Below are 24,799 nucleotides of genomic sequence, written 5' to 3' on the forward strand. Positions count from 1 at the left end.
AACCCTCAGTTGGCAACGACCTTTCGCGAAACGCGAAGGGTGCCGGCGAAAGGCTCTAGCACGCCGCCTGCCGAAGCTGGTCGAACAACAGGCGGCTGACCGGCGACAGCGATGCCTCGTCCCGCGCCACCAGGCGCAGTTCGCGTTCGGCCCAGTCATCGCTGAGTGCCACCGCCTTCAACCCCAGGGCGCCGCCGAACAGTTCGAAGGCCTGGCGCGGCAGGATGCCGATGCCCATGTTGGCCTGCACCATGCGGCATACCGCGTCGAAGCTCGGCACATGGATGCGCAGGCGCAGCACACGCCCGGCACGACGCGCGGCTTCATGGGTGCGCATGTTGATCGAACTGGCCGAATGCAGGCCGACGAAATCGTTGTCCAGCACATCGGCGAAGGCCACCTGGCCCGCAGTCGCCATGGGGTGGTCGGCGCGCATCACCACCACCAGCTGGTCGCGCCGGTAGAGCACGCTGAGCAGCTCACGGGTATCGCTGTCGCCCGAGCAGATGCCGAAGTCCGCCGCGCCATCCAGCACGCCCCGGATCACACCGTCGCTGGGGCGTTCCTCCAGGTCGATCTTCACCAGCTCGTGGTGGGCGGTGAAGGTGCTGAGGTCTTCCGGCAGGAACTGGATGATCGCCGACAGGTTGGCCAGCATGCGCACATAGCCACGCATGCCCTGCAGGTGTTCGCCCAGTTCCAGGCCGATCTTCTCCACGTTGCCGAGCATGCGCCGGGCATGGTGCAGCAGGGTCTCGCCGGCCGGGGTCAGGCTCATGCCACGTGCCTGGCGGGAAAACAGGGCGATGCCAAGGGCACCTTCCAGCTCCATCAGGCGCTTGCTCGCCGCCGACATGGCGATGGCCTCCCGCGCAGCCGCGCGGGTCAGCGTGCCTTCCTCGTGCACCGCCACGAAGAGCTGCAGGGTGACCAGGTCCAGGCGGCGGATGAGGTTGCTGATGTGCATGAAAGGCCTCGGCGGGGAAGGGCGGGCGTGGCCGATGGTGCCACGCCCGCAGTGGCGCCGTGAATGGCCGCGTGCGCCTTGTCGCTTGCGGAAAACTCAATCCATGGCGGTCTTTATATCGTTTGTCGGACCTCCTGCCGTTGTCGACCATGGCTCCAGTCCAGAGCCGTTCGCGCGGCTGAAAACAACAGGAGGTCGACATGAACCCGCTGCCATCCCTCTGGGGGGCCGATAGCCCCTCGCGCCTGCTTGGCTCCCGCCATATCGCCAGCGGCGAACTGGTATTCCCGCCGCTGCCCGGTCACTCGCCACTGGCCGACCAGTACCAGGTCGAAGCGCTGGCCGGCGAAGGCGAGCTGTACAGCTTCAGCATCATCCAGCCGAGCCCGAAGAGCGGCCTAGCGCCCTTCGCCCTGGGCTACCTGGACCTGGAAGGCCCGCTGCGTCTGTTCGGCCGCATCGCCAGCGGCGAGCGCCCGGCGATCGGCGGCCGCTATCGCATCCTGCCCGACGACACCTATGGCTATCTGTTCGAATCCCTGGAGGCCCACCAATGAGCCGGATGCATGTAATGGGCGGCGCCATGACCCGCTTCGGCCGTCATCAGGGGGTGATGGCGCCGGAACTGGCGCAGCAGGCGATCCTCGACGCCGTGGCAGACGCAGGCGTCGAGCTGAAGGACATCCAGGCCATCTACTGCGCCAACGTGCTGGGCGGGATGATCCTCGGCCAGGTGATCCTGCGTGACCTCGGCCTTGCCGGCATCCCCGTCTACAACGTCGAGAACGCCTGCGCCAGCGGTGCCACCGCCGTGCACCTGGCGCGCCACGCCTTGCTGGCCGGGCAGTACGAGCGGGTGCTGGTGTTCGGCATCGAGCAACTGACCCAGCTCGGCGGCGGCACCATTCCCATGCAGCGCAACGACGAGAAGACCGACCTCTTCGCCAGGGCCGGCATGGTCCTGCCTGCGGTCTACGCCATGCGCGCCACGCGCTTCATCCACGAGCGCGGCGCCAGCCCGGCCGACCTGGCCGGCATCGCGGTGAAGAACCGCTACCACGGTTCCCTCAACGAGTACGCCCAGCAGCGCAGCGAAGTGACCCTCGAAGAAGTGCTGGGCTCGCGGATGATCGCCGACCCGCTGACCCTGCTGCAGTGCTGCCCGTCCCAGGTGGATGGCGCCGCCGCCCTGGTACTGGGCAACAAGCCCGGCCCCCATGGCAGGGACGTGCGTGTGCTCGGCTCCATCGTCGTTTCCGGCCTGCGCGAAGGTGCTCGCGACGACATCCTCGACGCCGAGATCACCGCCCGCGCGGCGCGCCTGGCCTATGAGCAGGCCGGGGTGGACCCGCGCGATGTGGGCGTGGTGGAGCTGCACGACGCCTTCACCATCGCCGAACTCCTTTACTACGAGGCCCTGGGCCTCGCGCCCCACGGCGAAGCCGTGTCGCTGCTGCATTCTGGCGCCACCCGCCTGGGCGGCCGGGTGCCGGTGAACCCCAGCGGCGGCCTGCTCGCCAAGGGCCACCCGCTGGGTGCCACCGGTGTGGCGCAGATGGTCGAGCTGATGTGGCAGCTGCAGGGCCGCGCCGGCGACCGCCAGGCCGACAACCAGCCGCACATCGGCGTCGCCCAGTGCACCGGCGGCGGCATCGCCGGCGTCGACCATGCCGCATCTTCCGTTCATGTGCTGGGGGTGTGAGATGAGCGCGATTCGATTCAAGCAAGGCCAGGTCGCAGCCGTCACCGGCGCCGCCCGTGGCATTGGCCTCGGCATCGCCACCCGACTGGCGCGCCAGGGTGTCACCGTCTATCTGCTGGACCGCGATGCGCCGGCGCTGCTGGACGCGGTGAAGCTGCTGCAGGACGAGGGCCTCGAGGCCCATGGCATCGCCCTGGACCTGACCCTGGGCGCTGAAGTCGAGCGGGCTTTCGACCAGGTCCGCGAGATGTCCGGGCGCCTGGACTTCCTGGTGAACAACGCCGGCGTGGTGCGCGACAAGCGCTTCCTGAAGATGACCGAGGACGACTGGGACCTGGTGGTGGATACCAACCTGCGGGCGCAGTTCCTCTGCTGCAAGGCGGCCCTGCCGCTGATGCTGGAGGCCGGTTTCGGGCGCATCGTCAACCTGTCGTCCCGTGCCTGGCTCGGCGGTTTCGGCCAGGCCAACTATTCCGCCGCCAAGGGCGGGGTGGTGAGCCTGACCCGCAGCCTGGCCATCGAGTTCGCCGCCAAGGGCATCACAGTCAACGCCGTCGCCCCGGGCATAGTCGATACGCCGCTGTTCCAGGCCTTCGAACCGGAGGTGCAGACGCGCCTGAAGGACACCGTGCCGGTCAAGCGCATCGGCGTGCCGGACGATATCGCCAATGCGGTGGAGTTCTTCCTCGACCCGGCCAGTTCCTACGTCACCGGGCAGACGCTGTATGTCTGTGGCGGGCGCAGCCTGTCCTCGGCCAGCGTGTGAGGAGGCCGCCATGTCCGTGACCCTGCAGATCCGTGGCGCCGTAGCCCTGATCACCCTTGACCGTGCCGAGGCCCTCAACGCCCTGGACCTGGACTCGCTGCGTGCCCTGCGTGGGCACCTGGAGCAGGTCCGCGATCGCCGTGATATCCGCGTAGCGATCATCACCGGCGGCGGCGAGCGGGCCTTCTGCGTCGGCGCCGACCTGAAGAGCACACGGGCCTCGTCCGCTTCCTACGCCGAGGCGCTGTTCCTCGACAAGGAGCCGGCCGCCGAGGCCGGTCTCTACATCCGCCTGATGGACCTTGCCGACCTCGACCTGCGCAAGCCGCTGATCGCCGCGGTCAATGGCCACTGCCTGGGCGGTGGCCTGGAACTGGCGCTGCAGTGCGACCTGCGCATCGCCGCCGGCAATGCCAGCTTCGGCTTGCCGGAAGCGGTGGTCGGTTCGATCCCGGCGGTGTCCGGCCTGCATCGCCTGCTGAAGGCGGTGCCGCCGGCCCACGCCATGCAGATGGCCCTGACCGGCGAGCGCATCGACGCAGCCCGGGCCCGGGCCATCGGGCTGGTCTCGGAAGTGGCGCAAAGCCCGGCGGCGCTGCTCGACCGGGCCCTGGCCCTGGCCGAACGCATCGCCGCCCAGGCGCCCCTGGCGATCCAGGCGCTGCAGTCCCTGGCGCGGCAGACGGCGCATCTGTCGGATGCCGACGCCCAGCGTCTCACCGAGCTCTATTGGGGCGTGCTGCGGGATACCGAAGACCGCCTGGAAGGCCGCGCCGCCTTCGCCGAGAAGCGCCCGCCGCACTACAAGGGCCGCTAGGCCGGGGAGAAGGTCATGCAATTGAGCAATCCCTTTCTGCAGAACCTCGGCGTCGGGCTGGAGACGGAGGGCGGCGAGTTGCTGGCCACCGCCCAGGGCACCTTCAAGCAGGGAGGTGCCCGCCATGCTGCGTAATGCCCTGCAAGGCCTGACGGTGCTGGACTTCACCCAGATCGCCGCCGGCCCCACCTGCACCATGCTGCTGGCCGACATGGGCGCGCGGGTGATCAAGGTCGAAGCGCCGGAAGGCGACCTCGGGCGCAGCCTGGGGCCGGCCTGGGTCGGCGAGGACAGCGCCCTCTACCACGGCTTCAATCGTGGCAAGCAGGGCCTCTGCCTGGACCTGAAGAACCCCCGCGCCCTGGAAGTGGCACGGCGCCTGGTGGTGGGGGCCGACGTGCTGATCGAAAGCATGCGCCCCGGCGTGATGGCGCGCCTGGGGCTGGGCTACGAGGACATGGCGGCGTTGAATCCGGCGCTGGTCTACTGCTCCATTTCCGCCTATGGCCAGCACGGACCCTATGCGGACCGCGCCGGGGTGGACGGCATCCTCCAGGCGGATTCCGGCCTGATGAGCCTGATCGGCACCCCCGGCGCGCCACCCTGCAAGGTGCAGGCGCCGGTGGTGGACGTGGTGACTGGCTACATGGCCTGCATGGCCATCCTCGCCAAGCTGCAGGCACGCCACCGGGACGGGCAGGGCGGCCACCTGGACGTGAGCCTGATGAACTCGGCCCTGGCCCTGCAGCAGTCGTCCATCGCCAGCTACCTGCGCGACGGCGAACTGCCCACGCCCATCGGCAGCGCGGCGCCTTACTCGGCACCGAACGAAGCCTTCCAGACCGCGGATGGCTGGCTGATGGTGGCGGCCTACAACGGCAATCGCTGGGAACGCCTGTGCCGGGTGCTCGGCCACCCCGAATGGGCGGACGATCCGCGTTTCATCAGCTCAGCTCAACGCGTGGCGCACCGTAGCGAGATGCAGGAGGCGCTCACCGCCGTGTTCCGTACCCAATCCACCGCGCACTGGCTGGAATGGTTGCGCGCGGCGGACATCCTCTGCGCCAGGGTGGCCGACTATGACGACCTGCTGAACCATCCGCAGCTCGCCGAGAACGGCATGCTCGCCACCATCGAGCACCCTCGTCACGGGGCATTGCGCGTCCCCGGCTTCCCGGTGAACAGCGCCGAGGCGGCGCGCCAGCCCTACAAACCCGCGCCGGACAAGGGCGAGCACTCCCGCGAGCTTTTGGCGGAAATGGGCTTCAGCGAGCTGGAAGTGACGGACATGCTGCAGAGCGGCGCGGTGATCGCCGCGTAGGACGCATGCTTGTCGTAGGGTGGACAGCGCTCTTCTGTCCACCAGGCGGAGTCGCCGGTGAACGCGATGGTGGATCGGTGAAGCGTGATCCACCCTACGAAATTACGAATGGCGTGTCTGCCGTGCCTGCTCCAGCAGCCACTGGCGGAAGGTGGCCATGTCTTCGCTTTCCACCCGGTGCTTCGGGGTCAGCAGGTAATAGGTGTAGGCGCCCATGTCCACGGTCTGCGGGAAGGGCCGCACCAGGGTGCCTTCGCGCAATTCCTTCTCCACCAGGAACAGCTGGGCGATGGCGATGCCCTGGCCGCCGGTGGCCGCCGCATAGGCCATGGAGGAACTCTGGTAGGTCATGCCGGCGCGGGCGTCCACCGAGCTGCCCACGCCGGCGGCCTGCAGCCAGTGGCCCCAGTCGTCCGGCCGGGCGATGGAATGCAGCATGGTGTACTCGGCCACGTCCGCGGGCTCGTGCAGGCCGGGGCCGAGATCGAGCAGGGCGGGGCTGCACACCGGGGCCAGCACGTTGTCGCTCAGTACGTAGCAGTTGCAATTGGGCCAGTCGCCCGAGCCCAGGCGGATGGCGGCGTCCAGGTCCTCCTTGTGGAAATCCACCGGGTCGAGGGAGGCGGTGAGCAGCACCTCGATCTTCGGGTTCTCCTGGTGGAAGCTGGCCAGGCGCGGAATCAGCCACTGCATGGCGAAGGTGGTGTAGGCGCGCACCTTGATCTGCCGGCGCTTGGCCGGGCGCTTGAGCTTGCGGGTGGCGCCGCGCAGTTCCTCGATGATGCGCGCCACCGCCTTGAAATACTGCTCGCCGGCTGGGGTCAGGGTGATCTGCCGGTGCCCGCGGACGAACAGCGGCTGCTCCATGTACTCCTCCAGGGCGCGGATCTGCCGCGATACGGCCCCGGGGGTGACGTTCAGTTCGTCGGCGGCAAGGGTGATGCTGAGGTGCCGGGCTACGGCCTCGAAGGCGCGCACGGCATTGAGCGGCGGCAGTCTGTCCATCTGCGGGTTTTCTTCTTGGAATCGTGGAGGGCGGCGGAATCTTACTCTAGTTCTGATTGAGTAAAACTCAAGCGAAAGCCCTGGTTTTCTCGGTTGTCGCGGCCTCCGGCGGCTTCCTGCATTGGCCTTCGCGAATGCACGACCCATCCAAGGTGCACGGACAGCTCCCTCTCCCTCTGGGAGAGGGCTGGGGTGAGGGCAGCATCCGCCGCTCGGTGCCAACCCGTTTCGCGAATGAATTCGCTCCTGCAAGAGCGGAGGGAGTGGGGCGGTGTATCCGTCTGTATCCTCCCCGGCCGCGGACAAGGCGCCATGCAAAAGGCCCGCGTTCCGACACATCGCGCACACCGCCGCCACCTAGGCTGGAACCTCCAAAGCAATCCAGCCGAAGGGGCAAGACCATGCGCTACATCCAACTTTTCGCAACCGCCGCGGCAATCGCCGCACTCTCGGGCCTGGTCCAGGCCGGCGAAGCCGGACAGGCGAACGCCAGCTGGAAGAACGGCATCCACCGCACTGATCTGGTCAAGCAGGAAATCCATGCCCACGGGCATGAAGTGATCCAGGCCCGCGTCGATATCGATCCGGGCGTGGCATCGCCCCGGCACTCCCATCCGGGGGAAGAAGTGGCCTATGTGATCAGCGGGACCTTCGAGTACCAGCTGGAGGATCGCGAACCTGTGATCCTCAAGGCCGGCGACTCGCTGTTCATTCCCGACGGAGTTCCCCATGTGGCGAAGAACGTCGGCGAGGAAAAAGCCTCCGAGCTGGCGACCTACACCGTGCGCAAGGGCGAGCCGCTGCTGAAGCTGGAGCAGTGATGTGGTGCCATGGCAGCCTGGGTAGGTTGCGGTAGAGCGAGGCGAAACCCAACGATCGGGGCTGCCGAGTCGGGTCTCGTTCCTCGAACCTGCGCGGCCCGCACCAGCCGACGGCAGGACTGCGTCCTGCTTGGCGAATGAATTCGCCCCCACAGCGACCGAGCCTGGGGTCAGAGCCGGATGATCACCGACTTCAGCTGGGTGTAGTGGGAGAGGGCGTCGATACCCTGCTCGCGGCCGTAGCCGCTCTGCTTGAAGCCGCCGCACGGCGTCTGGACGAAGCCGCCGCTGTACTCGTTGACCACGATGCGGCCGGCTTCCAGGCCGGCGGCCATGCGGTGCACGCGGCCGATATCGCGGCTCCAGATGCCGGCTCCCAGGCCGAACTGGCTGTCGTTGGCGATGCGCAGGGCGTCGGCTTCGTCCTTGAAGGGGATGACGCAGAGGATCGGGCCGAAGATCTCTTCCTTGGCCAGGGTCATGTCGTTGTTCACGCCGGTGTAGACCGTAGGCTCGATGTACCAGCCATTGCCCAGCTGTTCGCCACTGGCCACCTTGCCGCCGATGGCGGGCTCGAGGCCTTCGCGTGCGGCTATCTCGAAATAGCTCTGGATCTTCTCGAACTGGGCGCGGGTGGTGATGGGGCCGGAGGTGGCGTCGAAGTCCGGGCCGACGCGCAGGGCGGCGACCTCGGCCAGCAGCTTCTCGACGAAGCGGTCGTGGATGTTTTCCTGCACCAGCAGGCGGGTGCCGGCGCAGCACCATTGGCCGCTGTTCCAGGTGAAGGCGCGGGTGGCGCCCTTGGCCGCGGCGTCCAGGTCGGCATCGTCGAAGACGATATTGGCGGACTTGCCGCCCAGCTCCAGGGTCAGCGGCAGGATGCGTTCGGCGGCGATGCGCCCCAGTTCCTGGCCGGCGGTGAGGCCGCCGGTGAAGGAGATCTTGCGCATCAGCGGATGGCGCGCCATCACCGGGCCGATGACGCTGCCCTTGCCGACGATCACGTTGAACACGCCGGCAGGCAGGCCGGCTTCCTCCACCGCGATGCGCGCCAGTTCCACCAGGGAGGCGGAGGTGTGCTCGGACGGCTTGGCCACTACAGTGTTGCCGGTAGCCAGGGCCGGGGCGATGGCGCGGGCGGCCTGATGCAGCGGGGCGTTCCAGGGCAGGATGGCGCCGATCACGCCGAAGGGATCGCGGCGGGTGTAGACGTGGTACTCGGGGCCCTGGTTGATCACTTCGCCGTCCATGACGTTGACCAGGCCGGCGTAGAACTCGAAGTACTGGGCGGTGAGGTCCATCAGCGCGGCCATCTCGCGGCCGGGCTTGCCGGTTTCGGCGCTCTCCAGCCTGCCCAGGCGGTCTTTGCTCAAGCGCACGATGCGCGCCAGCTCCAGGAGGATGCGGCCGCGCTCGGAGGGGCGCATGTCGCGCCAGGCGGGCAGGGCGTCCTGGGCGGACTGGATAGCCAGCTCCACTTCGGCGGGGCCGCTGCTGGCGACCTCGCCGAGCTTTTCGCCAGTGCGCGGGTCGAGCTTGTCGACGTAGCGGCCCTCGGCCGGCGGCAGGATGCGTCCACCGATGTAACTCTCAACTTTCAGGAACATCTTCGCGTCTCCTCGGTTCATGGCCCGGGTCCTGCGTGGGTGCGCTGGTTGTTCGTCGACCCGGGCATCGGGGGGCAGGTTCGGTCTTCGGCGGGGCGCCTTCAAAGGATATTTGGGCCGTCCAGGCTTGAGTAAATCTCAACTCGCCGATTGCCTGGATCACGCGCCGCGCCGGCCTCGACGCTTGAGTCGAAGTCAATCGAACAGGGCGGAAATCTCGCTTCACCGCGCCCCGCACCACACTGCATCTTGCTCGCCAGCCAGAAGCGAAAGCCTACGGGCGATCAACAACAAGAAGTGTGCTCACGGGAGCGAAGCAATGACTAACGACAATAGTGCGATCGATGGACTCATGCCTGGAAGCATCCCCGCCACCCCTGCGGCCAGTGCTGGCCGCAGGCTGAAGCCTACGGAGAAGAAGGCCATTGTGGCCGCCACCCTGGGCACCATAGTCGAGTACACCGACTGGGTGATCTACGCCACCTTCTCCTCGATCCTCGCCAAGCAGTTCTTCCCGGCCGGCAACAGCCTCACCGCGCTGCTCTCGGTGCTGGCGGTGTTCGCCGTGGGCTTCCTGATGCGCCCCATCGGCGGCGCGGTGCTCGGCGTGTTCGCCGACCGCTATGGCCGCAAGAAGGGCCTGGCCCTGTCGATCCTGCTGATGTCCCTGGCCTCGCTGGTCATCGGCATCTGCCCCAACTACGAAAGCATCGGCATCGCCGCGCCGGTCATCCTGGTGCTGGCGCGCCTGACCCAGGGCTTCTCCGCCGGCGGAGAGTTCGGCTCGGCCTCGGCCTTCCTGATCGAGTCGGCGCCGTCCGACCGCCGTGCGTTCGCCGGCTCCTGGCAGTGGTTCGCGATCAACGCCGGCACCCTGGTGTCCTTTCTGCTGGGCTTCGTGCTGGCCTCGGTGGGCAGCGACACCGCCCTGGAGGAGTGGGGCTGGCGCGTGGCCTTCGTCATCGCCGCGGCGATGGGCGTGCTCACCCTGTGGATCCGCCTGTCGGTGCGCGAGACCGAAGTATTCAAGTCGCGGGTGGCGAAGAAGGCCATCGAGAAACGTCCGATCCGCGACATCTTCACCACGCACCGCAAGGACGTATTGCGGGTCATCGGCGTCGCCATGGCGGGGAACCTGCTCAACTACGTGTGGATGGTGAGCTACCCGTCCCAGGTGCACCTGGTCACCGGGATGCCGATCCGCGAGACGCTGCTGGCCGGGGTGGTGGCGGTCGGCGTGTCGCTGCTGCTGATGCCGCTGGTGGGCGTGCTGGCCGACCGCATCGGCCGCCGCCCGGTGCTGATCGCTTTCGCCGCCGCTTCGATCCTCTGGGCCTGGCCGAGCTTCGGCCTGCTCTACCAGGGCATCAGCCTGGGCGAGGTGATCCTGCTGCAAACCGTCTCCATGGTGATCCTCACCGGCTTCGGCGCCGCCTCGGCGGTGACCATGGCCGAGCAGTTCCCGGCGGAAGTGCGGGTCACCGGCATCGCCTTGCCTTACGCGCTGTCGGTCACCCTGTTCGGCGGCACCTCGCCCTACATCATGACCGCCGTGTCGGGCGCCGGTTACGGCCACCTGTTCTGGATCTACGTCGCCGCCGTGTGCCTGGTGAGCCTGGTGGTGTACATCCGCATGCCGGAGATGAAGGGGCAGCCGCTGCGCTGAGCGATGTAGGGTGGACCACGCTGCACCGGTCCATCAGCGGTGCCTGGCCGGGACCCGGATGGTGGAAATGAAAAGCGATTTCCACCCTACGGTAGGCGCGATTTCATTCGCGAAAGGACCGCGACGCGGTCCCACCGCATCACTGTTCCTGACGTGCGCTCCTGGCGAATTCGATGAAGGCCTTGAGCGCCGCCGGCACCTGGCGGCGGCTGGGGTAGTAGAGGTGCAGGCCCGGATAATAGGGGCACCAGTCTTCCAGCACCTGCAGCAGCCGGCCCTCGGCGATGTGCCGGGCCACCATCTCCTCGAACACGTAGGCCAGGCCCGTGCCCTGCAGCGCCGGGCCGACCATCATGCCCACGTCGCCCAGGGTCAGCGGGCCATCCACTTCGATCTCCAGTTGCATGCCGCCGCGCTCGAACTCCCAGCGGTACAGGCTGCCGCCGGGAAATCGATGGCGGATGCAAGGCAGGCCGTGGAGGTCCTGGGGCTTGTGCGGCAGGGGATGGCGTTCGAAGAAGGCCGGCGAACCCACCACCACCGAACGCAGGTAGGGGCCGATCGGCAGGGACACCATATCCGCCTCCAGACGCTCGCCGAAACGCACACCGGCGTCGAAGCCGGCGGACACCACGTCCACCAGGGCGTCGTCGGCGGAGATTTCCAGGCTCACGTCCGGATAGGCCTCGAGAAAGCGGCTGGCCAGGGGCAGCAGCACCAGTTCCGCGGCGGCGCGGCCGGCACTGATGCGCAGGGTGCCGGAGGGCGTGTCACGGAACTGGTTGAGGTCTTCCAGGGCGTCGTCGATATCGCGGAAAGCCGGCTTGATGCGCCCGTAGAGACGTTCGCCCGCTTCGGTCAGGGCCACGCTGCGGGTGGTGCGGTTGAACAGCCGCACCCCGAGGCGTTCTTCCAGGGCCCGCAGGGCATGGCTCAGGGCGGAAGGGGAAAGGCCCAGTTCCACGGCGGCACGGCTGAAACTGAGGTGGGCGGCGATGCTGAGGAAGACGCTGAGGTCGGCGGCGGAGACGGGTTTCATTGATGAATCCTGTTCAAAAGCCCATGCCATTTTCCTGGGATTATCACAGGAGTAATTGAACTCTAGAGTGGCGTCAACTCACCAGATAACCCGCGCGGTGCGGGTTCCCACACAGGAGGAGTTGCTATGCGTACCTGGTTCATTACTGGAGCTTCCCGTGGTTTCGGCGCGCTGGTCGCAGCGAAGGCCCTGGAGGCCGGGGATGCGGTGATCGCCACCGCCCGCAAGCCGGAAGATGTCATCGCCCGCCTGGGCGAGCATCCCAACCTGCTGGCCGCACGCCTGGACGTGACCCGCGAAGGCGAGGCCCATGAGGCGGTCGCCGAGGGCATCAAGCGCTTCGGTCGCATCGACGTGCTGCTGAACAACGCCGGCTACGGCATCCTCGGCGCGGTGGAGGAAACCAGCGCGCAGGAAGTGGAGCGCATCTATGCCACCAATGTCTTCGGCCTGCTCAACGTCACCCGTGCCGTGCTGCCGCATATGCGCCGCCAGCGCTCCGGCCGCGTGATCAACATCTCCTCCCTGGGCGGCTACCAGTCCTACTACGGCTGGGGCGTATACGGCTCCACCAAGTTCGCCGTGGAAGGTATCAGCGAAGCGCTGCACCAGGAACTGGCGCCGCTGGGCATCCAGGTCACCGTGGTCGAGCCGGGCTTCTTCCGCACCGACTTCCTCGATGACCAGTCGCTGGTGAAAACCGCCCTGGAACTGCCGGACTACGACGAAACCGTGGGTGCCATGCGCCGCTTCGCGGAAGGCGCCAACCATGCCCAGCCGGGCGACCCGAGCAAGTTCGCCGGCGCCATCCTGGCCCTGGTTGACGCGCCCAACCCGCCGCAGCGCCTGCCGCTGGGCAGCGATGCAGTGCAGCGCATCGCCGACAAGCACCGCCAGGTGGAGGGCGAGGTAGCGCAGTGGAAGGCCTTGGCGATGTCCACCGACTTCGACGCCTGAGCCAGGCCGATGACCGGTCGCCGGGAGATGCTCCGGCGGCCGGTTGACGGGCTACGCTGTAGGACGCCTGGACATGATCCAGAGTGTGATCCCATCCCAACCGGCAAGGAGGCCAGCATGCCCAGTCTTCCCATGTATTTCCCCACGGGTTTCTCCCTGTCCCAGGCGCTGCAATGCGCCAACCTGGTGGAAGCCGCCTACGACCAGTACGACCAGTGGCTGCAGCAGGACAAGCCGCGCAAACCCCAGGACTTCAACTGGCAGCAGCCGAGCATGACCGGCTGGACCTTCTCGGCGCCGGTCTGGAGCATCCTCAGCGAGCTGCATTACATCAACGAATCCGAGCCCTTCGGTTTCGCCGCCAGCGATCCGAACGGCGAGGTCTACCTGGTGTTCCGCGGCACCGAGTCGGCCCAGGACTGGGTCGACGACCTGCAGGTCAAGCAGACCACCTACCCCTGGAAGACCGACGTCGGGCTGGTCCACGACGGCTTCCTCAAGCTCTACACCTCGCTGCGCGACCTGGCCCTGCAGGCGGTCGACGGCCTGCAACCCACCGGTAATCTCTGGGTCTGCGGCCACAGCCTGGGCTGCGCGCTGTCCAGCCTGGCGGTGCTCGACCTGCAGGCGGCGTATCCCGACCAGGCACTGCAACACTACAACTTCGCCAGCCCGCGGGTGGTCGCGCCGGATTTCGCCAACTACTACAACAGCCTGGGTGTGGCCACCTACCGGGTGGTCAACGACAGCGACCTGGTGCCGGAGGTGCCGCCGGGAGTCACCGACCAGTGGATCTACCAGCACCTGGGGTTGGCCATCACCTTCACCGCCAGCTACACCAGCGTCGAAGCCGACCACAGCCTGGCGGACTGCTATCTCTACGCGCTGAATAACCCGGACGCGCCGATGAACGGGTAGTTTGCGCACTTCCTCGGTAACCGACCCTGCCTATTACGACTCAGGCTGTCTGGGGCGAGTGATAGGCAGGGGGCGCCGTGCGCACCAGCGGTCGAAGGTCGCGCGATCGCCGATCCCGCAATCGGTGCGCACAGCGCACCCTACGAGAAGCCCAGTGCCGCCCCTACAGGCTCTTAGCCGCCTCCTCGATCAACGCGAAGATCTCCCTCGGGCGCGAGGCCAGCGAAGCATGGCTGGCATCCAGGGTGATGGTCTTTCGCGCGCCGATGCGCTCGGCCATCCAGGCTTGGGTTGCGGGCGGAATCATGTGATCGCCCGACGACACCTGGTACCAGCTGGGCTTGTCGCGCCAGGCGGGAGCGCCGGCCTTGTCCTCGAAGCAGCGGGCAGCGATGGGCTTCTGGGTGACGGCCATGACCCGGACTTCCTGCTCGGGCAGGTCGGCGCCGAAGTCGGCGTGGAAACTGTCGCGCGCCAGCCAGAGGAAGCCCTGTGCGTCCGGACGGATGCCCGCCGCGCCCCGCGGTGGTTCGGTGCGGGCGAAGATGCCGCCCAGGCTGTCGCCTTCATCGGGCGCGAAGGCGGCGACGAACACCAGGCCCACTACATTGGCCGCGTGGCCGGCGGCGGAAATCACCGCGCCGCCGTAGGAGTGGCCCACCAGCAAGGTGGGTCCTTCGAGGGACTCGGCCAGGGTGCGGGTGCGCTGCACATCGTCCGCCAGGGCGGTGAGCGGATTCTGCACCGCGCTGACCGGGTAGCCGGCATCCAGCAGCAAAGGGATCAGGTGGCGCCAGTGCGAAGCGTCACCCCAGGCACCATGGACCAGCAGGATATTGGGTTGGATGGACATGGCCGGTTTCCTCGATGGATTGGACGAAGCATCAGCCAATCCTAGCCAGTCTTGGGAGCGCTGCCGGCGCATTCGCCACCGGCCGTCGGACGCGAACACTGCTCCGTTTTTTGTGCCGGCTTCTGCCGCTGTTTCCGCATCTGGGCTGCTTCTAGAGTGGAGGCTCCGCCGCCCCCAGGATGGAGTCCCATGTACAGCACGCTCGACACGCCTTTCGACCCTAGAGGGTTCCAGTCGCGGATCTATGCCGGCTATATCCTGCGGTTCGGCCAGTCGCCTGCCATGGCCGCGCTGGTGACCGTCACCCGCGAGTTGCTGGAAGCGCGACTGCACCCCTTCAAGCCGGAAGAGATTCACCTGCACCTATCCCACATCGAGCAGACCCGCTGCTTCGCCCAGTGCCAGCGGGAATTCGCCGCCGCGCCCGAGGTCCGCCTGCTCTGGCGTGAACTGCTCGAAGGCCTGGGCTTCGACGCCGAGCGTGTCGCCTGCGACCGGCTGCACCTGCGCTTCCAGCCCCATCAGGAACCCCGGCGATCGGCGCCCCGCGCGCGGACCACCGCCACCATTGCCTTCCACCGCGATACCTGGGGCTCGAACCTCTATGGCCAGACCAACTGGTGGGCCCCCGTCTACCCGATCACCGAGGAACGCACCTTCGCGATCTACCCGAGCCTGTGGCGCAGGGCGTTGCCGAACACCAGCGCGGGTTTCGACATGCAGGCGATCCTGCAGCGCTCCCACCGCGACGGGCGCAACTCGGTGGATGCCGACGAGGCCATTCCCCATCTGCTCGGCGAGCCGGCGGCGGAGGGTGTGCCGGTGCTGCTCGAGCCGGGCGAGCTGATCGCCTTTTCCGGTGCCCATGCCCACGCCGGCGTGGGCAACTCAAGTGGCCTCACGCGCATCTCCTTCGAGACCCGCACCCTGCTGATCCAGGACCTGAAGGACGGCCGCGGCGCCCCCAATGTCGATGGCTACGCACCCTGGATGACGCCAGGGCTGTTCCGCCGCCTGAGCGACGGCAGGCGCCTGGACGAACTGCTGGGCTGCTGGTTCATCGAACCCTACGTGGCGCCCTGAGCGGCAGGGCGGTACGGCCATTCCAACCTCCGGTCACCGGCGGGAAGAAGGTGGCTGTCCCGGTGGGGGAGGGTGTGGCAACTGTCTTCCGGAAGCTCCGCCGCGCCGGCCGGAGACGTTTCAGGAAGTTCGATCGAAGGCGTCATCAGAAGTTGCCGGTAAGTTGTTGATGCAACTCAAGGCTACGGATCGCCGGATATCCCGTCCAATCGCTGGTTTCGACTTGCCGATCGGGTTCGCCTATCACTTCGGGCAACCTGGAAGTCCGGCTTTGAACTTGACTCGATAAAGCCGGAAAGAGCGGTTTGGAAGTTCAGGAGCCGGGATTTTCCGCGGAACCGCCGAATATCGACCTGGCCTCGGCAAAGCATTTCTCGGCCAGCGCCGAGCGGGGTTCGGTACGGCGCAGTGCCAGGCCGAGCGGCGCGTGGACGGCAGCCTCGGCGATGGGCACCACCCGCAGGTGTTCGCTCAGGTCTTCCAGGCCGTTGGCCAGGGGCATGATGGCGCAGCAGATTCCCGCGCTCACCACCTGCACCAGCTGGAAGGTCGATTCGCTTTCCAGCAGGGGGTGCGGGTCCAGGCCCCGGCTGCGGAAGCTCAGGTCGATGGACTGGCGGAAGTGCATGCCCGTGGTCAGCAGCCCGAGTGGCAAGCGGCCGAGGGTCTCCCAGTCCAGCTCCTGCTCCTGGAAGCTGAAGAAGCGTGTGTCATGCAGCAGGCCCATGCGCGTCGAGGCCAGTTCGATCACCTCGAAGTAGCTGGTATTGACCTGGTCCAGGTAGCACAGCCCGAGGTCCAGTTGATTGCGGCTGAGCCCATCGATGATCTGCTCCGAACTCAGCGACGACAGCTGGAAGCGCAGCTCGGGGTAGCGCTGGGTGAGGGGCTTGATCAGGTGGGTGGGGTTGAAACTGGCCAGCGGCACCATGCCCAGGCGCAGGCAGCCCACCAGTTGGCCACGGCAGCTGGCGGCTTCGGCCTGCAGGCCGTCGTGGGCCGCCAGCAGTGTGCGGGCCCAGGCGAGGATGCGCTCGCCCGCCTCGGTGAAGCCTTCGAAGCGCTGGCCCCGGCTCACCAGCACCAGGTTCAGTTCGTCCTCCAGGTTGCGCAGCCGCATCGACAACGTCGGCTGGGTGATGTGGCAGAGCGCGGCGGCCTGGCCGAAGTGGCGCGTCTGCTCGAGGGCGATGAGGAACTTGAGCTGTTTGATGTCCATGGCGCCACGGGCGAGCGAAAGGTTCAGGAAACCGCAGCCGGCAGCTGCACGTCGAGGTGTTGCGGCGTGTTGAAGTTGGCCAGGCGCGGGTCGTCGGCGGCGCAGTCCAGCGCCTGCGCATCGGCGGCCAGCAGGGCGCGCAGCAAGCTTCGTTCGCCGCGCTTCCAGGCACTATCCAGCGCCGGCAGCAGTGTTCGCGGCAGCAGCCCTTTGTCCCGGCCGCCCATGCGCGCCCCCCGGCCACCGGCGAGCAGCAATACCGAGCAGTTGTATTCGATCCGGCCCATCCGATCTCCAGGTGCCTTGGCGGGCATGCCCGATAGTGACGAAGTACTGGTGGGACAAGGCTATTGCTCAGGCGCGGCGGCGTCCAATCGCCTGATCTGAATAGCTGATAAGTGCGCTCTATTGCGCTGTTCCATAAGTTGGTTCACCTGAAGACGGACCAGGTGTGCGGGCCGAGGGGTGGCGCCGGGGCAACCAGTTCGTAGGGTGGACGGCGCTTTTCTGTCCACCATCGGCGTGCGGGTCAGGCACGAAATGGTGGATCGATGAAGCGTGATCACCCTACGGGGGCCAAGGAGTTTCGTAGCCTTGTAGGGTGGATAGCGCTCTTCTATCCACCAGCGGAGTCCGGTATTGCGTCGATGGTGGATCGATGAGGCGTGATCCACCGGGGAGCAGGTCGAGCTGAGCGAAGCCGATCAGCACACCCATGAGCACGAATCAGCTCAGCACGTAGTCCACCGGCTCCAGCACCGGCGGCAGTTCCCCATGGCCGAGCGCGCCAAGGATTTCCCGCTCGATGTTGCGCACCAGGGCGTCGGTGGGCAGGTCGTTCTCGTCGCGGCCGAAGGGGTTCTCCAGCTCGTCGCCGATGGCGTCCAGGCCGAAGAAGGTGTAGCTGACGATGGTAGTGAAGATCGGCGTGACCCAGCCCAGGGGGATGGCCATGGCGAAGGGCAGCAGGATGCAGAAGATGTAGATGGTGCGGTGCAGCAGCAGGGTGTAGGGAAAGGGCAGCGGCGTGGACCTGATCCGCTCGCAGGTGGCCTGGGCCTCGGTGAGGCCGTTGAGGTGTGCTTCCAGGGCGATGGCGCGCCATTCGCTGATCTCGCCGCGTCCGGACAGCTGCACGCACTGCCGGCCGATGCGTCGCAGGATGGCGTCGCTGATGTTGTGCTCGCCCGCCAGGCCGCTGACCCAGCGGTGCGCGGCGGCGAACTCGTCCTCGCCGCGCAGCCGCGCATTGAGGGCATGGGCAAAGCCGCATAGCTCGCGGAGCAGGGCTTCGCGCACGGCGTCGTTGCCGATGGCCACGCTCTGGCGGGTGAAGGCGCGGATCTCCAGGATCACCCGGCCCCAGGCCTTGCGGCCCTCCCACCAGCGGTCGTAGCAGGCGTTGTTGCGAAAGCTCATGAAGATCGACAGCGACAGGCCGAGCAGGGTGAAGGGGGTGGCCTCGACCCGCACGAACCAGTCCGGATGCAGGGTGCCCACCAGCACGATGAGCGATGCCAGCAGGGTGATCAGCAGGCTGCGCACGGCGATGCGCCGGGCGATCGAGCCCTTGAGGGAGATCAGCACGTTGAGCAGGTTGGGTTTGGGACGAACGATCATGGGTTGTCGCGCCAGTCTGGTGGTGGAAGCGGGTTCAGCCGCCGGTCATGTTCATGAAACGCAGCACCTGGACCTCGTCGTTGACCTGGAAGTCGTGGCTCCAGGGCTTGATCTTCAGGGCTTCGGTGATGGCGTTTTCCAGCCGCGCCGCGTCGCCGGGGTGGGCGCGCAGCACGGACTTGAGGTCGGCCGAATGCTCGTTGCCCAGGCACAGCAGCAGGCGCCCTTCGACGGTCAGGCGCACACGGTTGCAGCTGCCGCAGAAGTTGTGGCTATGGGGCGAGATGAAGCCCAGGCGGATCTCCGGAGCTTCCGCCAGGCGCCAGTAGCGCGAGGGCCCCTGAGTGGATTCGGCGGACTCCATCAGGGTGAAGCGCTCGGCGATGCGGGCGCGGACCTCGTCGCTGGAGCAGAAGGATTCGCCCCGGCTGTGTTCGCTGATCACGCCCAGGGGCATTTCCTCGATGAAGGAGATGTCCAGCTGGCGGTCGATGGCGAAGCGCACCAGGTCGTTGACCTCGCCGTCGTTGCGCCCCTTGAGCACCACGCAGTTGAGCTTGATATGGCGAAACCCCGCCGCGCGGGCGGCGTCGATCCCGGCGATGACCTGCGCCAGGTCGCCCGTGCGGGTCAACTGGCGGAAGCGTTGCGGGTCCAGGCTGTCGAGGCTGATGTTGAGCCGCGACAGGCCGGCGTCGAACAGCGGGCCGGCCAGGCGGCCGAGCTGCGAGCCGTTGCTGGTCATGCAGAGTTCACGCAAGCCGGGGAGGGCGGCGATGCGCCGGCACAGCTCGACGATGCCGCTGCGCACCAGGGGTTCGCCGCCGGTGAGGCGGATCTTGCGGGTGCCGAGGGCGACGAAGCGTTCGGCCAGCAGGAAGAGTTCGTCCAGGCTGAGGATGCGCTGGCGGGGCAGGAACTGCATGTCCTCGGCCATGCAGTAGACGCAGCGGAAGTCGCAGCGGTCGGTCACCGACATGCGCAGGTAGTCGACCTTGCGGCCGAAGCCGTCCACCAGGTGCTTGCTCGTCATGCTTGCCTCGTCAATGTGCTCTGGAGCGGACGCGCCGCCTCGGTTTGCGAGGCTGGAAGCTTGCGTCATCGATGAAAGAAATTAAGCGGCGGCGAAAATGCCGTCCAATCGCTATTTGCGACCAGGTGATCGATGCCGTCTATTAGCGTTTTCATCAGGTGGCAAGCGGGGTTTACGAGAATTGCAGGGTTTCAGGAGGGGTCATAGACGATATCGATCGATTCGTTACGAATAGCGATTGGACGACCCGCCTCCATCGGCCATAGCCTGAATACGAACCCCACTTTCCCCGACTGATCCGACTCTTTCCCAGGCACGCCGGATGGCGTGTCGGACATTCCGCCCAGGCGGAGTCATCACGGACATTTCCAGCGGCGCCGACAGGCGTCACGGGCTCGTTCGGCCCGGGAAAAACCGCGAACAGGGTGGTTGGGGCGCCTGAACGAACCGCGTGCAGCAACAAGGAGAAACCTCATGAGCCTCGATGATCACATCAAGCCCTATGACGGCCCGGCCGCCGGCTGGGGCGCGCTGAAGGCCGTCACCCGCAACTGGCTGGGCAGCGAAAACGCGCTGAAGAACATCCGCGCCATGCTCAAGACCAACCAGAACGGTGGCTTCGACTGCCCCGGCTGCGCCTGGGGCGAATCGCCGGAAAACGGCATGGTCAAGTTCTGCGAGAACGGCGCCAAGGCGGTGAACTGGGAGGCCACCGGGCGCAGCGTCGACCCGGCGTTCTTCGCCTGCTACAGCGTCAGCCAGTTGCGCGAGCAGAGCGACTACTGGCTCGAATACCAGGGCCGCCTGACCCACCCGATGCGCTACGACGCCGCCACCGACCACTATGTGGAAACCAGCTGGGACGAGGCCTTCGCCCTCGTCGCCCGGCACCTGAAGGCCCTGGATTCCCCCGACCAGGCCGAGTTCTACACCTCGGGCCGGGCGAGCAACGAGGCGGCCTTTCTGTACCAGCTGTTCGTCCGCGCCTTCGGCACCAACAACTTCCCCGACTGCTCGAACATGTGCCATGAGGCCAGCGGCGTGGCCATGGCGGAAACCCTGGGGGTGGGCAAGGGCACCGTGGTCTTCGACGACCTGGGCCAGGCCGACGCCATCTTCGTCATCGGCCAGAATCCCGGCACCAACCATCCGCGCATGCTCGAACCCCTGCGCGAGGCGGTGGAACGGGGCGCCCAGGTGATCTGCATCAACCCGCTGAAGGAGCGCGGCCTGGAACGCTTCCAGCATCCGCAGCACCCCATCGAGATGCTCTCCAACGGTTCCGAGCCCACCAGCACCGCCTATTTCCGCCCGGCCCTGGGCGGCGACATGGCGATGTTCCGCGGCATGGCGAAGTTCCTCCTGGAGTGGGAACGGGAGGCCGAGGCCAGGGGCGAGCCGCCGGTGTTCGACCATGCCTTCATCGCTGAGCACACCAGCGGGCTGGATGCCTACCTGGCCGAAGTGGATGCCACCAGCTGGGAGCGGATAGTCGGGCAATCCGGGCTGAGCCGGGCGGAGATCGAACTGGCCGCGCGCATGTACCGCAAGGCCGAGCGGGTGATCATGTGCTGGGCCATGGGCCTGACCCAGCACCGCCACTCGGTGCCGACCATCCAGGAAGTGATCAACCTGCAGCTGTTGCGCGGCAACGTCGGCCGTCCGGGCGCCGGCCTGTCGCCGGTGCGCGGCCACAGCAACGTCCAGGGCGACCGCACCATGGGCATCGACGAGCAGCCGCCGGCGCGCCTGCTGGATGCCCTGGAGCGGCGCTTCCAGTTCAGCGTGCCGCGCGCCCATGGGCACAACGCGGTGCTGGCGATCAAGGCGATGGAGGAGGGCCGCGCCAAGGTGTTCATCGCGCTCGGCGGCAACTTCGCCCAGGCTACCCCGGATACCCCGCGCACCCATGCCGCGTTGCAGAACTGCGAGCTGACGGTGCAGATCAGCACCAAGCTCAACCGCAGCCACCTGACCGTCGGCCGCGAGGCGCTGATCCTGCCGTGCCTGGGCCGCACCGAGATCGACCTGCAGGCCGAAGGGCCGCAAGGCGTCACCGTGGAAGACACCTTCAGCATGGTGCACATCTCCCACGGCCAGCTGCGGCCGCGTTCGCCGCTGCTGCGCTCGGAACCGGCGATCATCGCCGGCATCGCCGAGGCCACCCTGGGCAAGCACCCCATCGACTGGAGCTGGGCCATCGCCGACTACGGGCGCATCCGCGACATGATCGCCGACACCATTCCCGGCTTCGCCGACTTCAACCGGCGCCTGGAACATCCCGGCGGCTTCCACCTGGGCAACAGCGCGGCGGAGCGGGTCTGGAACACCGCCAGCGGCAAGGCGCAGTTCACCCCCTGCGAGTTGCCGCGGCAACTGGTCAACGAAAAGGTGCTGGAGCGCGGCGACAGGCCGGACCTGATCCTGCAGACCATGCGTTCCCACGACCAGTACAACACCACGCTGTACGGCCTGGACGACCGCTATCGCGGCGTGTTCGGCATGCGCCATGTGGTCTTCGTCAGCGCCGAGGACATCCAGCGCCTGGGCTTCCAGCCCGGGGACAAGGTCGACCTGGTGTCCCTCTGGGATGACGGGCGCGAACGCCGGGCGCCGGGTTTCACCCTGGTGGCCTACGACATTCCCAAGGGCCAGGCGGCCGCCTACTACCCGGAGACCAACCCGCTGGTGCCGCTCGACAGCTACGGCGACCGCACCTTCACACCCACCTCGAAGTTCATCGCCATCCGGGTCGAGAAGCCTGGCGCCGATGGCCTGATCGCCTCGTCGGCCGCCTGAATCCCGGCCGACGCGAGCACCTCGTCTTTTTCAGGGCGCCCGACGGCGCCCGGAGGAAACCTCCATGTTCGATCCCCAAGCGCTGGACCTGGCGCGGGTCCAATTCGCCTTCACGGTCTCGTTCCACATCATCTTTCCCGCCATCACCATTGGCCTGGCCAGCTTCCTGGCGGTGCTCGAAGGGCTCTGGCTGAAGACCGGCAACCCGGTCTACCGCGAGCTGTACAAGTTCTGGTCGAAGATCTTCGCGGTGAACTTCGGCATGGGCGTGGTCTCCGGCCTGGTCATGGCCTACGAGTTCGGCACCAACTGGGCGCGCTTCTCCGACTTCGCCGGCAGCATCACCGGCCCTCTTCTGACCTACGAGGTGCTCACCGCCTTCTTCCTCGAGGCCGGCTTCCTCGGCGTCATGCTGTTCGGCTGGGACAGGGTAGGGCGCGGCCTGCACTTCTTCTCTACGGTGATGGTGGCCATCGGCACCCTGATCTCCACCTTCTGGATCCTCGCCTCCAACAGCTGGATGCAGACGCCCCAGGGCTTCGAGATAGTCGACGGTCGCGTGCTGCCGGTGGACTGGTTCGCCGTAGTGTTCAACCCGTCCTTCCCCTACCGCCTGGCGCACATGGCCATCGCCGCCTTCCTGTCCACCGCCTTCTTCGTCGGCGCCTCGGCGGCCTGGCACCTGCTGCGTGGGCGCGACGACCCGGCCGTGCGCAAGATGCTCTCCATGGCCATGTGGATGGCGCTGATCGTGGCGCCGATCCAGGCGGTGGTGGGTGACGCCCACGGCCTCAATACCCTGGAGCACCAGCCAGCGAAGATCGCAGCCATCGAGGGCCACTGGGAAAACCGCCCCGGCGAGGCGACCCCGCTGATCCTCTTCGGCCTGCCGGACATGGCGGCCGAGAAGACCCGCTACAGCGTGGAGATCCCCTACCTGGGCAGCCTGATCCTGACCCACAGCCTGGACCGGCAGATCCCGGCGCTGAAGAGCTTCCCCAAGGAGGACCGGCCGAATTCCACCGTGGTGTTCTGGAGCTTCAGGATCATGGCCGGGCTGGGCATGTTGATGATCCTCACCGGCCTGCTGGCCCTGCTGCTGCGCCGCAACGGTGCGCTGTACCGGCACAAGGGCTTCCTGCGCCTGGTGCTGCTGATGGGGCCATCCGGGCTGATCGCGCTGCTGGCCGGCTGGTTCACCACCGAGGTGGGCCGCCAGCCCTGGGTGGTCCATGGCCTGCTGCGTACCGCCGAGGCCGCCTCGGCGCACAGCGTGGTGCAACTCAGCGTGACCCTGGCGATCTTCGTGGCGGTGTACTTCTCCCTGTTCGGCGCCGGCATCGGCTACATGCTGCGCCTGGTGCGCAAAGGGCCGCAGGGCCACCAGCACCCTGTGCCGGCCACGCCGCGCCGGCCGCTTTCGGCGGCGGGACAGGACCTCGAACATGGCCTGCAGGCCGGCTGAACTGGAGTAGCGAATCATGGCAATTCAAGGTATCGACCTGCCTTTCATCTGGAGCGTGATCATCGCCTTCGGCCTGATGATGTACGTGATCATGGACGGCTTCGACCTGGGGCTGGGCATCCTCTTCCCCTTCATCTCCGATGCGGACGAACGCGACGTGATGATGAACACCGTGGCGCCGGTCTGGGATGGCAACGAGACCTGGCTGGTGCTGGGCGGCGCCGCGCTCTACGGCGCCTTCCCGCTGGCTTACTCGGTGGTGCTGGAGGCACTCTACCTGCCGCTGGTGCTGATGCTGGCGGGGCTGATCTTCCGCGGCGTGGCCTTCGAGTTCCGCTTCAAGGCCCATCCGCGCAAGCGGCACATCTGGGACAAGTCCTTCATCGGCGGCTCCCTGGTGGCGACCTTCTTCCAGGGCGTGGTGATCGGCACCTACATCGCCGGCATCCCGGTGGTGGACCGCCAGTTCGCCGGCGGCCCGCTGGACTGGCTGGCGCCGTTCCCGCTGTTCTGCGGCCTGGCGCTGATCGTCGCCTACGCGCTGCTCGGCAGCACCTGGCTGCTGGTGAAGACCGAAGGCATGCTGGAATCGCGCATGCGCCACTACAGCCGGCCGCTGGCCTACCTGCTGCTGGCGGTCATCGTGGTGATCTGCGTGTGGACACCGAGCCAGCACCGGGACATCGCCGCGCGCTGGTTCGACGGCGACTATCGGCTGCTGTTCGTCCTCATCGCCCTGGGCGCGGTGGGGGCGGTGGCGGGCGTGCAGCGCACCTTGCGTCGCCGCCATTCGCACCTGCCTTTCATCTGGACCCTGGCGCTGATCTTCCTCGGCTACCTGGCCCTGGCCATCAGCGTCTGGCCGAAGATAGTGCCTCCCTACATCGATATCTGGCAGGCGTCCTCGCCGGCCACCAGCCAGCTGTTCGCCCTGATCGGCACCCTGTTCATCCTGCCGATCATCCTCACCTACACGGTGTGGAGCTACTACGTGTTCCGCGGCAAGGTGCGGGTGGGGGATGGGTATCACTGATGACTGGAGCGTGGGAGCGATTTCGATCGCGAATGAATTCGCTCCTGCAGGCCCGGACATTGCGTAGGGTGGATAGCGCTTTTCTATCCACCAGCGAGGCAGTGCAAG

General features: G+C 67.0%; 22 protein-coding genes. 13 read left to right on the forward strand and 9 right to left on the reverse strand.

The features are described 5' to 3' along the window. Positions 1 to 55 precede the first annotated feature (55 nt). Positions 56 to 967, reverse strand: a complete 912-nt coding sequence (locus ACFPU0_RS26060; protein ID WP_377696188.1) for a LysR family transcriptional regulator — start codon at positions 965 to 967, stop codon at positions 56 to 58. A 200-nt stretch (positions 968 to 1,167) separates the two neighbouring features. On the opposite strand from ACFPU0_RS26060, the gene ACFPU0_RS26065 reads away from it, so the two are divergent. From ACFPU0_RS26065 to ACFPU0_RS26085, 5 genes are all read left to right on the forward strand, one after another. Then, complete coding sequence (locus ACFPU0_RS26065; protein ID WP_377696189.1) at positions 1,168 to 1,524, forward strand: Zn-ribbon domain-containing OB-fold protein; 357 nt, start codon at positions 1,168 to 1,170, stop codon at positions 1,522 to 1,524. After that, a complete protein-coding gene (locus ACFPU0_RS26070) occupies positions 1,521 to 2,669 on the forward strand; it encodes a thiolase family protein (RefSeq protein WP_377696190.1) in 1,149 nt (382 codons plus the stop codon). Before ACFPU0_RS26065 ends, ACFPU0_RS26070 begins: the two co-directional genes overlap by 4 nt. 1 nt (position 2,670) lies before the next feature. After that, positions 2,671 to 3,435 carry an SDR family NAD(P)-dependent oxidoreductase gene (locus tag ACFPU0_RS26075; RefSeq protein ID WP_377696191.1) on the forward strand — a complete coding sequence of 255 codons (765 nt, stop codon included), beginning with the start codon at positions 2,671 to 2,673 and terminating at the stop codon, positions 3,433 to 3,435. 10 nt (positions 3,436 to 3,445) lie between these two features. Next, positions 3,446 to 4,252, forward strand: coding sequence for an enoyl-CoA hydratase/isomerase family protein (locus ACFPU0_RS26080; RefSeq protein WP_377696192.1), 807 nt, complete (start codon positions 3,446 to 3,448; stop codon positions 4,250 to 4,252). A 124-nt stretch (positions 4,253 to 4,376) separates the two neighbouring features. After that, positions 4,377 to 5,573 carry a CaiB/BaiF CoA transferase family protein gene (locus ACFPU0_RS26085; RefSeq protein ID WP_377696193.1) on the forward strand — a complete coding sequence of 399 codons (1,197 nt, stop codon included), beginning with the start codon at positions 4,377 to 4,379 and terminating at the stop codon, positions 5,571 to 5,573. A gap of 102 nt (positions 5,574 to 5,675) precedes the next feature. Here ACFPU0_RS26085 and gcvA read toward each other — a convergent pair whose 3' ends face one another. Next, on the reverse strand, positions 5,676 to 6,578 hold the full coding sequence (gene gcvA, locus ACFPU0_RS26090; protein WP_377696194.1) for a transcriptional regulator GcvA: 903 nt from the start codon (positions 6,576 to 6,578) through the stop codon (positions 5,676 to 5,678). Positions 6,579 to 6,979: 401 nt separating this feature from the next. Between gcvA and ACFPU0_RS26095 the strand changes: the two genes are divergently transcribed. Continuing rightward, on the forward strand, positions 6,980 to 7,399 hold the full coding sequence (locus tag ACFPU0_RS26095; protein WP_377696195.1) for a cupin domain-containing protein: 420 nt from the start codon (positions 6,980 to 6,982) through the stop codon (positions 7,397 to 7,399). Between the two features lie 170 nt (positions 7,400 to 7,569). Here the strand turns inward: ACFPU0_RS26095 and ACFPU0_RS26100 are convergent, their stop codons facing one another. After that, positions 7,570 to 9,006 carry an aldehyde dehydrogenase family protein gene (locus tag ACFPU0_RS26100; protein ID WP_377696196.1) on the reverse strand — a complete coding sequence of 479 codons (1,437 nt, stop codon included), beginning with the start codon at positions 9,004 to 9,006 and terminating at the stop codon, positions 7,570 to 7,572. 319 nt (positions 9,007 to 9,325) lie between these two features. Here ACFPU0_RS26100 and ACFPU0_RS26105 point away from each other — a divergent pair, with 319 nt between their 5' ends. Further along, positions 9,326 to 10,672, forward strand: a complete 1,347-nt coding sequence (locus tag ACFPU0_RS26105; RefSeq protein WP_377696197.1) for an MFS transporter — start codon at positions 9,326 to 9,328, stop codon at positions 10,670 to 10,672. A 139-nt stretch (positions 10,673 to 10,811) separates the two neighbouring features. On the opposite strand, the gene ACFPU0_RS26110 is transcribed toward ACFPU0_RS26105, so the two are convergent. Next, positions 10,812 to 11,711 (reverse strand): LysR family transcriptional regulator, encoded by a 900-nt coding sequence (locus tag ACFPU0_RS26110; protein ID WP_377696198.1) that lies wholly within the window; start codon positions 11,709 to 11,711, stop codon positions 10,812 to 10,814. Positions 11,712 to 11,837: 126 nt separating this feature from the next. On the opposite strand from ACFPU0_RS26110, the gene ACFPU0_RS26115 reads away from it, so the two are divergent. After that, positions 11,838 to 12,668, forward strand: a complete 831-nt coding sequence (locus ACFPU0_RS26115; protein ID WP_377696199.1) for an oxidoreductase — start codon at positions 11,838 to 11,840, stop codon at positions 12,666 to 12,668. A 117-nt stretch (positions 12,669 to 12,785) separates the two neighbouring features. After that, complete coding sequence (locus tag ACFPU0_RS26120; protein WP_377696200.1) at positions 12,786 to 13,586, forward strand: lipase family protein; 801 nt, start codon at positions 12,786 to 12,788, stop codon at positions 13,584 to 13,586. Between the two features lie 163 nt (positions 13,587 to 13,749). On the opposite strand, the gene ACFPU0_RS26125 is transcribed toward ACFPU0_RS26120, so the two are convergent. Further along, positions 13,750 to 14,439 (reverse strand): alpha/beta fold hydrolase, encoded by a 690-nt coding sequence (locus ACFPU0_RS26125; RefSeq protein ID WP_377696201.1) that lies wholly within the window; start codon positions 14,437 to 14,439, stop codon positions 13,750 to 13,752. Positions 14,440 to 14,628: 189 nt separating this feature from the next. Here ACFPU0_RS26125 and ACFPU0_RS26130 point away from each other — a divergent pair, with 189 nt between their 5' ends. Beyond that, a complete protein-coding gene (locus tag ACFPU0_RS26130) occupies positions 14,629 to 15,522 on the forward strand; it encodes a hypothetical protein (RefSeq protein ID WP_377696202.1) in 894 nt (297 codons plus the stop codon). Between the two features lie 313 nt (positions 15,523 to 15,835). Here the strand turns inward: ACFPU0_RS26130 and ACFPU0_RS26135 are convergent, their stop codons facing one another. The 4 genes from ACFPU0_RS26135 to moaA all read right to left on the reverse strand — a co-directional run bounded on the left by ACFPU0_RS26135 (position 15,836) and on the right by moaA (position 19,394). Beyond that, positions 15,836 to 16,741, reverse strand: a complete 906-nt coding sequence (locus tag ACFPU0_RS26135; RefSeq protein WP_377696203.1) for a LysR family transcriptional regulator — start codon at positions 16,739 to 16,741, stop codon at positions 15,836 to 15,838. Between the two features lie 23 nt (positions 16,742 to 16,764). Beyond that, a complete protein-coding gene (locus ACFPU0_RS26140; protein WP_377696204.1) occupies positions 16,765 to 17,028 on the reverse strand; it encodes a hypothetical protein in 264 nt (87 codons plus the stop codon). Between the two features lie 439 nt (positions 17,029 to 17,467). Beyond that, positions 17,468 to 18,361, reverse strand: a complete 894-nt coding sequence (locus ACFPU0_RS26145) for a bestrophin family protein (protein WP_377696205.1) — start codon at positions 18,359 to 18,361, stop codon at positions 17,468 to 17,470. Positions 18,362 to 18,395: 34 nt separating this feature from the next. Then, positions 18,396 to 19,394 (reverse strand): GTP 3',8-cyclase MoaA, encoded by a 999-nt coding sequence (gene moaA, locus ACFPU0_RS26150; RefSeq protein WP_377696206.1) that lies wholly within the window; start codon positions 19,392 to 19,394, stop codon positions 18,396 to 18,398. Between the two features lie 474 nt (positions 19,395 to 19,868). Here moaA and ACFPU0_RS26155 point away from each other — a divergent pair, with 474 nt between their 5' ends. The 3 genes from ACFPU0_RS26155 to cydB all read left to right on the forward strand — a co-directional run bounded on the left by ACFPU0_RS26155 (position 19,869) and on the right by cydB (position 24,691). Then, the gene (locus ACFPU0_RS26155; RefSeq protein ID WP_377696207.1) at positions 19,869 to 22,193 is read left to right on the forward strand and encodes an FdhF/YdeP family oxidoreductase; all 2,325 of its coding nucleotides are present in this window, start codon (positions 19,869 to 19,871) and stop codon (positions 22,191 to 22,193) included. A 64-nt stretch (positions 22,194 to 22,257) separates the two neighbouring features. Continuing rightward, entirely contained in the window at positions 22,258 to 23,658 is a 1,401-nt protein-coding gene (locus ACFPU0_RS26160) for a cytochrome ubiquinol oxidase subunit I (RefSeq protein ID WP_377696208.1), read from the forward strand. A 16-nt stretch (positions 23,659 to 23,674) separates the two neighbouring features. Further along, positions 23,675 to 24,691: a cytochrome d ubiquinol oxidase subunit II gene (cydB, locus tag ACFPU0_RS26165; RefSeq protein WP_377696209.1), complete on the forward strand. Its 1,017-nt coding sequence runs from the start codon at positions 23,675 to 23,677 to the stop codon at positions 24,689 to 24,691. The last annotated feature ends 108 nt before the right edge of the window (positions 24,692 to 24,799 follow it).

The organism is Pseudomonas sp. GCM10022186, assembly GCF_042656385.1.
Taxonomy (GTDB): domain Bacteria; phylum Pseudomonadota; class Gammaproteobacteria; order Pseudomonadales; family Pseudomonadaceae; genus Metapseudomonas.

Excerpts from the sequence above, each read along its gene's own strand:
- ACFPU0_RS26065 (WP_377696189.1), top strand. The coding sequence starts at position 1,168 with ATGAACCCGCTGCCATCCCTCTGGGGGGCCGATAGCCCCTCGCGCCTG.
- ACFPU0_RS26115 (WP_377696199.1), top strand. The coding sequence starts at position 11,838 with ATGCGTACCTGGTTCATTACTGGAGCTTCCCGTGGTTTCGGCGCGCTG.
- moaA (WP_377696206.1), bottom strand. The coding sequence starts at position 19,394 with ATGACGAGCAAGCACCTGGTGGACGGCTTCGGCCGCAAGGTCGACTAC.
- ACFPU0_RS26105 (WP_377696197.1), top strand. The coding sequence starts at position 9,326 with ATGACTAACGACAATAGTGCGATCGATGGACTCATGCCTGGAAGCATC.
- cydB (WP_377696209.1), top strand. The coding sequence starts at position 23,675 with ATGGCAATTCAAGGTATCGACCTGCCTTTCATCTGGAGCGTGATCATC.
- ACFPU0_RS26095 (WP_377696195.1), top strand. The coding sequence starts at position 6,980 with ATGCGCTACATCCAACTTTTCGCAACCGCCGCGGCAATCGCCGCACTC.
- ACFPU0_RS26070 (WP_377696190.1), top strand. The coding sequence starts at position 1,521 with ATGAGCCGGATGCATGTAATGGGCGGCGCCATGACCCGCTTCGGCCGT.
- ACFPU0_RS26100 (WP_377696196.1), bottom strand. The coding sequence starts at position 9,006 with ATGTTCCTGAAAGTTGAGAGTTACATCGGTGGACGCATCCTGCCGCCG.
- ACFPU0_RS26160 (WP_377696208.1), top strand. The coding sequence starts at position 22,258 with ATGTTCGATCCCCAAGCGCTGGACCTGGCGCGGGTCCAATTCGCCTTC.
- ACFPU0_RS26155 (WP_377696207.1), top strand. The coding sequence starts at position 19,869 with ATGAGCCTCGATGATCACATCAAGCCCTATGACGGCCCGGCCGCCGGC.
- ACFPU0_RS26110 (WP_377696198.1), bottom strand. The coding sequence starts at position 11,711 with ATGAAACCCGTCTCCGCCGCCGACCTCAGCGTCTTCCTCAGCATCGCC.
- ACFPU0_RS26120 (WP_377696200.1), top strand. The coding sequence starts at position 12,786 with ATGCCCAGTCTTCCCATGTATTTCCCCACGGGTTTCTCCCTGTCCCAG.
- ACFPU0_RS26145 (WP_377696205.1), bottom strand. The coding sequence starts at position 18,361 with ATGATCGTTCGTCCCAAACCCAACCTGCTCAACGTGCTGATCTCCCTC.
- gcvA (WP_377696194.1), bottom strand. The coding sequence starts at position 6,578 with ATGGACAGACTGCCGCCGCTCAATGCCGTGCGCGCCTTCGAGGCCGTA.
- ACFPU0_RS26140 (WP_377696204.1), bottom strand. The coding sequence starts at position 17,028 with ATGGGCCGGATCGAATACAACTGCTCGGTATTGCTGCTCGCCGGTGGC.
- ACFPU0_RS26130 (WP_377696202.1), top strand. The coding sequence starts at position 14,629 with ATGTACAGCACGCTCGACACGCCTTTCGACCCTAGAGGGTTCCAGTCG.
- ACFPU0_RS26060 (WP_377696188.1), bottom strand. The coding sequence starts at position 967 with ATGCACATCAGCAACCTCATCCGCCGCCTGGACCTGGTCACCCTGCAG.
- ACFPU0_RS26080 (WP_377696192.1), top strand. The coding sequence starts at position 3,446 with ATGTCCGTGACCCTGCAGATCCGTGGCGCCGTAGCCCTGATCACCCTT.
- ACFPU0_RS26075 (WP_377696191.1), top strand. The coding sequence starts at position 2,671 with ATGAGCGCGATTCGATTCAAGCAAGGCCAGGTCGCAGCCGTCACCGGC.
- ACFPU0_RS26085 (WP_377696193.1), top strand. The coding sequence starts at position 4,377 with ATGCTGCGTAATGCCCTGCAAGGCCTGACGGTGCTGGACTTCACCCAG.
- ACFPU0_RS26135 (WP_377696203.1), bottom strand. The coding sequence starts at position 16,741 with ATGGACATCAAACAGCTCAAGTTCCTCATCGCCCTCGAGCAGACGCGC.
- ACFPU0_RS26125 (WP_377696201.1), bottom strand. The coding sequence starts at position 14,439 with ATGTCCATCCAACCCAATATCCTGCTGGTCCATGGTGCCTGGGGTGAC.